General features: G+C 58.1%; 2 protein-coding genes and 1 pseudogene. 2 read left to right on the top strand and 1 reads right to left on the bottom strand.

The window, feature by feature from the left end:
- The coding region (locus IVB42_RS13570; RefSeq protein ID WP_247469584.1) for a transposase family protein at window positions 1–541 on the bottom strand (541 nt) is incomplete at its 3' end.
- Between the two features lie 186 nt (window positions 542–727).
- Between IVB42_RS13570 and IVB42_RS13575 the strand changes: the two are divergent.
- Window positions 728–1755: pseudogene (locus tag IVB42_RS13575) on the top strand (IS110 family transposase).
- A gap of 886 nt (window positions 1756–2641) precedes the next feature.
- The gene (locus IVB42_RS13580) at window positions 2642–4276 is read left to right on the top strand and encodes a calcium-binding protein (protein WP_247369113.1); all 1635 of its coding nucleotides are present in this window, start codon (window positions 2642–2644) and stop codon (window positions 4274–4276) included.
- The last annotated feature ends 283 nt before the right edge of the window (window positions 4277–4559 follow it).

Raw genomic sequence — 4559 nt, forward strand, 5'->3', positions numbered from 1 at the left:
GGCGCTCCAAATCGCACACGATCGTCCCGTATCGATGGTTTCTCCGGAACGCCCAGTCATCGATGCCCACAACAAGCAATGGATCTGTCGGCATCGCCGTCCGCCGGCGGACCACCCGCAGCAAGGTATCGTTGCTGACGGGCAGCATGAGCCGCTTGGCGAAGCTTGCCGCCGGCCGGCCGCCGAGCGCCAACCCCAAGTGATGGACGATGTATTCCAACCGTGCCGTCCGGCGCCGTCGAAGCGGGACGATGTCTTCTCCAAACCGCTCCGCGAAGATCCGCCGGCGGCAATGCGGCACCTCACATGTGAAGCGCCGCGTGAGCAATCGGAGGCGCACCCTTCTGCCCGCTGACGGCAAATCAGCCACGTGCCGGATGTATCGGCTATGGATTCGGCGCGACGCTGTCGCGCACAAAGGGCATTGGGCCTCCGCAGCCTCTGACCGAACAGCCAGAATAACCGAATCCATTGAGTCACTTACACCATCAAACACCAAACCACTCGGTACTAGCGATGAGATTTGAAAGCCCGTCCGCATGGCGCTGATTCTCCGTTTGAGAACCACAGTCGCCCGGCAAACTTCATCGGAAATGAGTCAGACCCAAAATTGGACGCCGATGAGGGGGCAAATTTGCAAACGATGACGTAATTGCGGTCGGCGCTCGTGGCATGCAAGCCGCATTATCGTCGAGCCCTCGCAATCACCTGATTCGAAGGAGCTCCCATGAAGCAGTACGTCGGGCTGGACGTCTCACAGAGAGAAACCGCCGTATGCGTTGTCAACGAGACTGGCCAAGTAATCTTCGAAGGAAAAGCCAAGTCTAATCCTGGTGCCTTGACCGACCTGCTTCGCAACATGCGCCTCAAGCCGAGCGTATCGGCTTCGAGACGGGTGCGATGGCGAGTTGGCTATGGCATGAACTCCGCAGGGTTGAGCTTCCGGTGGTCTGCATCGACGCTCGGCATGCGCACGCAGCTTTGTCGGTCCGTATGAACAAGAGCGGTCAGAATGATGCGCGAGGCCTTGCAGAACTGGTGCGAGTGGGATGGTATCGAGAGGTCAAGGTCAAAAGTGAGGAAAGCCAAAAGATCCGAGCGATCCTTGTCGCCAGATCTCGGCTAGTGTCGATGCGCCGAGACATTGAGAACCAGATTCGTGGCTTGATCAAGGAATCTGGATTACTATTCCCTCGCGCGATCGGCCAACAGTTCCGCAACCAGGTCAGCGAATTCTTAGGCGCTGATCATTTACTCCTCAACGTGATATCGCCGCTGCTCTCGATCCATGAGAACATCTGTCGAGAACAGGAAAAGTTCGACAACGAGGTCCGCCAGTTGGCGAAGCTGGACGAGACGACGCGGCGACTGATGACGGTCCCGGGTGTCGGCGTCGTCACGGCCCTAACGTTCCGCCACACGATCGATGATCCCTCGCGCTTCCGATCGGCGTCGACAGTCGGCGCTTACCTCGGCCTTACGCCGCGACGTAGCCAATCCGGCGAAACCGACACCAACGGAAAGATATCTCGACGGGGCGACCGGCTTCTCCGAACTTACTTGTTCGAGGCCGCCACTGTCCTTCTTTATCGAACCAAAAAGTGGTCTTCTCTAAAGGCCTGAGGCATGAAGCTCGCCAACCGGATCGGCATGAAGAAGGCAAAGGTCGCAATTGCCCGAAAGATCGCCGTGATTCTCCACTGCATCTGGGTCGATGGCACATCGTTCGACTGGGTCCAGCCGAAGCCAATCTAATATTTGCTCGCAAGTTCCTGGTCCGGTCCGCCGGACTGGCGATGTCCCGCTGGGATGGTGGTTGTGGTGACCTCGGTCAATCGGCTGGTGGCGGTTCGCCCGCACTCCGCTGCAGACGTTGAGGCGCCCGATCCGGACATCATCATGAGGCGCTCGCGACCTCGGAAAGGACCATGACCCCATCTACGACATCAACCCAACTCGCTGAAGCCGCCAACGATGTCGATTGCCAATCCCGCTAGGCAATCGTCTCGCCATCCGCGATCGCTCCGTCTCCGCAACCTGACCAGCTCCGACGGAGCAATCGCTACGGGCGTGTCACTGGAGAGAGGAAGAATGGTAACTTGACAACAAACCGCAATTAAAGGGCCGATCTCCTCCAGAAGAATGTTCAAGGCGCTCGGGCCTTCTAAGCACGCGATCGGCCATACCGGAAGGGCGGCAAAAGCACTGGGTGAAGAGGTCAAGAACCGGATCATCCCGCAGTACACCGGGAGCTTTGATCGGGCGAGCCTTTGCGGCGCTCGGGTTTCGGAGGACTCTCTCGAACGCGAGGCAATCTGCACGTCTTTGCGCCCGATGATCCGAGCTGGACGCCATCGACCTTCCAACGTCAAAACCCGCGTGAAAAAGTCCGGAATGCCGAATGGGCTGCTCACGTTGAGAGACGCCCCCCGTTTTAGAGACGTTGCGGACTAGGCACGGTACTGCATTTGGCCCCGAATTCGATCAATCCGGGCTAGAACCTTCTCTCGTGACGATAGCTGTCGATTTCAAATATATGATTTAAATTCGTTTAAAAATGTGATTTAATCATAACAACGAAACGTTGTAAGTCATTTGGACGCATCTCCGCGGCAACCTGCGGACCACGAGGGAGGTTCACATGGCTGTTCTCTTTGGCGACACAAGTGGATCACTCACGGGCCGACAGCATGGCGTAGCGCAAACACTGGTTGGTTCCGATCCGACAAACACACTGTTCGGGGATGCTGGCGTGGACTTGCTCGGCCGCGCGATCGGCGGCAACGACACGTTGCTGACGTCCGGCTCTGGAAGCCTATATGGTGATGCGGGCGGAAACATTTCTGATCATGCCCGGGGCGGCAGCGACACGTTGTCCGCTCAAGTATCGGCGCCCGCTATCATTCCCGGCGAGACCTTCAGCCTGGATATGTACGGTGATGCTGGAGGCAACATTTCGGACTGGGCCATTGCGGGCAATGACATGTTCAATGTCGAATTGCCCCTGGCCTTTACGCCCGGAGTGAGGGTGAATGCCTATGGCGACGCTGGCGAAACATTGTCTGGTCAGTCCCAGGGTGGTGACGACAACTTCGGCGTCACTGCTGGCGGACATCAAACAATTATCGTGTATGGAGATGCGGGTGGAAACCTGATCAATTGCGCGGTCGGCGGTAATGACACATTCGTTGGTCACATCGGACCGGATGGCAGTTTTGTGTTCTATGGCGACGCTGGCGGAGGCTTGCTCGGGCATACCCGGGGCGGCAATGACAGCTTCACTGCGAGCGGATCCGAGTACAACAACTATCTCTATGGTGACGCCGGCGGCGACATGGCCGGTCATGCGGCCGGCGGCAATGATAGTTTCGCTGTGAGCGGGATTAATCCGTTCAATTTTGTCTTCGGCGATGCCGGTGCAAATATGTCCGCTTCCGCCGCCGGGGGAAACGACACGTTCGACGACTCTAGCGACGCAACACTCGCTGACCGAAATGTCTTTTCCGGCGATGCTGGCGGGAACATGTCCGGCTCTGCCCACGGAGGGGACGACACGTTCAACAAGACCGGCTTAGGAGGAAGTACGTTCTATGGCGAAGTCGCGGGCGACATGTCTGGTCGTGCCCAGGGCGGCAATGACACATTCCAGGCCTCGGGCACGCAAAACCAAAATCTCTTCTACGGCGATGCCGGCGGCAATATGGGCGATCAGGCCGTTGGCGGCGACGACACCTATTTCGGTGGCAACGTATTTTCCCAGCTCATCAATCAAGCATATGGCGATGCGTCGACTATGTCGGGCCGCGCGCATGGCGGCAATGACACCCTGGTCGGCGGCAATGATCCGAATCCGCATGCCGTGGGCAGCTACGAGACCATTCTCGTCGGCGATGCCCAATCCATGTCCGACTACGCGCGCGGCGGCAACGACAGGCTGGTTAGCGGCACGGGAAACGATGACATATGGGGCGATGCCCAGATGATGCTCGGCTTTGCCCAAGGAGGGAACGACACGTTCGTGTTCGATTTCGATAACGGGCACGATAAAGTCGAAGACTTCGGACAGGGACTCTCGAATCAGGGCGCCGATCACATCGACGTCTCTGCGCTCGGTATCGAGAACTTCAGCGATCTGAGCTTCTCACCGTTCGATCCTGTCACGCACGAGAGCACGGTCACGTTCAGTCCAGGCAACGATGTGGTGGTGCATAGCCAGCAAGCACTCAGACCTCAGGATTTTATCTTCGCGCCACATCAAGACGGTTTGTTGGCCTGAGCCGTCGCTCAAGACCGCCCGCACGCTCGACATACATTCAGCCTCGTGCCTACTTCAGGGCGCGACGAGGTTATCGGGTTATGGTCGGTCCCAGACAGCGTTCGGTCCCATCCCGTCGTGCTGCATTGTTTTCCGTGTGGACACGCGAAGCTGAAAGTTGCTGCGGTGCAGGTCCGGTTGTGGACCCAAAGCGGACTCCAGCGCATCGCGCTGCCCCTGAGGGAGTAGCGAAGCCTCGAATAGCCTTGGAGCAACTTATGGGCGCACTTTCGTGACCGAGCCC

The organism is Bradyrhizobium sp. 45 (genome assembly GCF_023073155.1).
Taxonomy (GTDB): domain Bacteria; phylum Pseudomonadota; class Alphaproteobacteria; order Rhizobiales; family Xanthobacteraceae; genus Bradyrhizobium; species Bradyrhizobium canariense_D.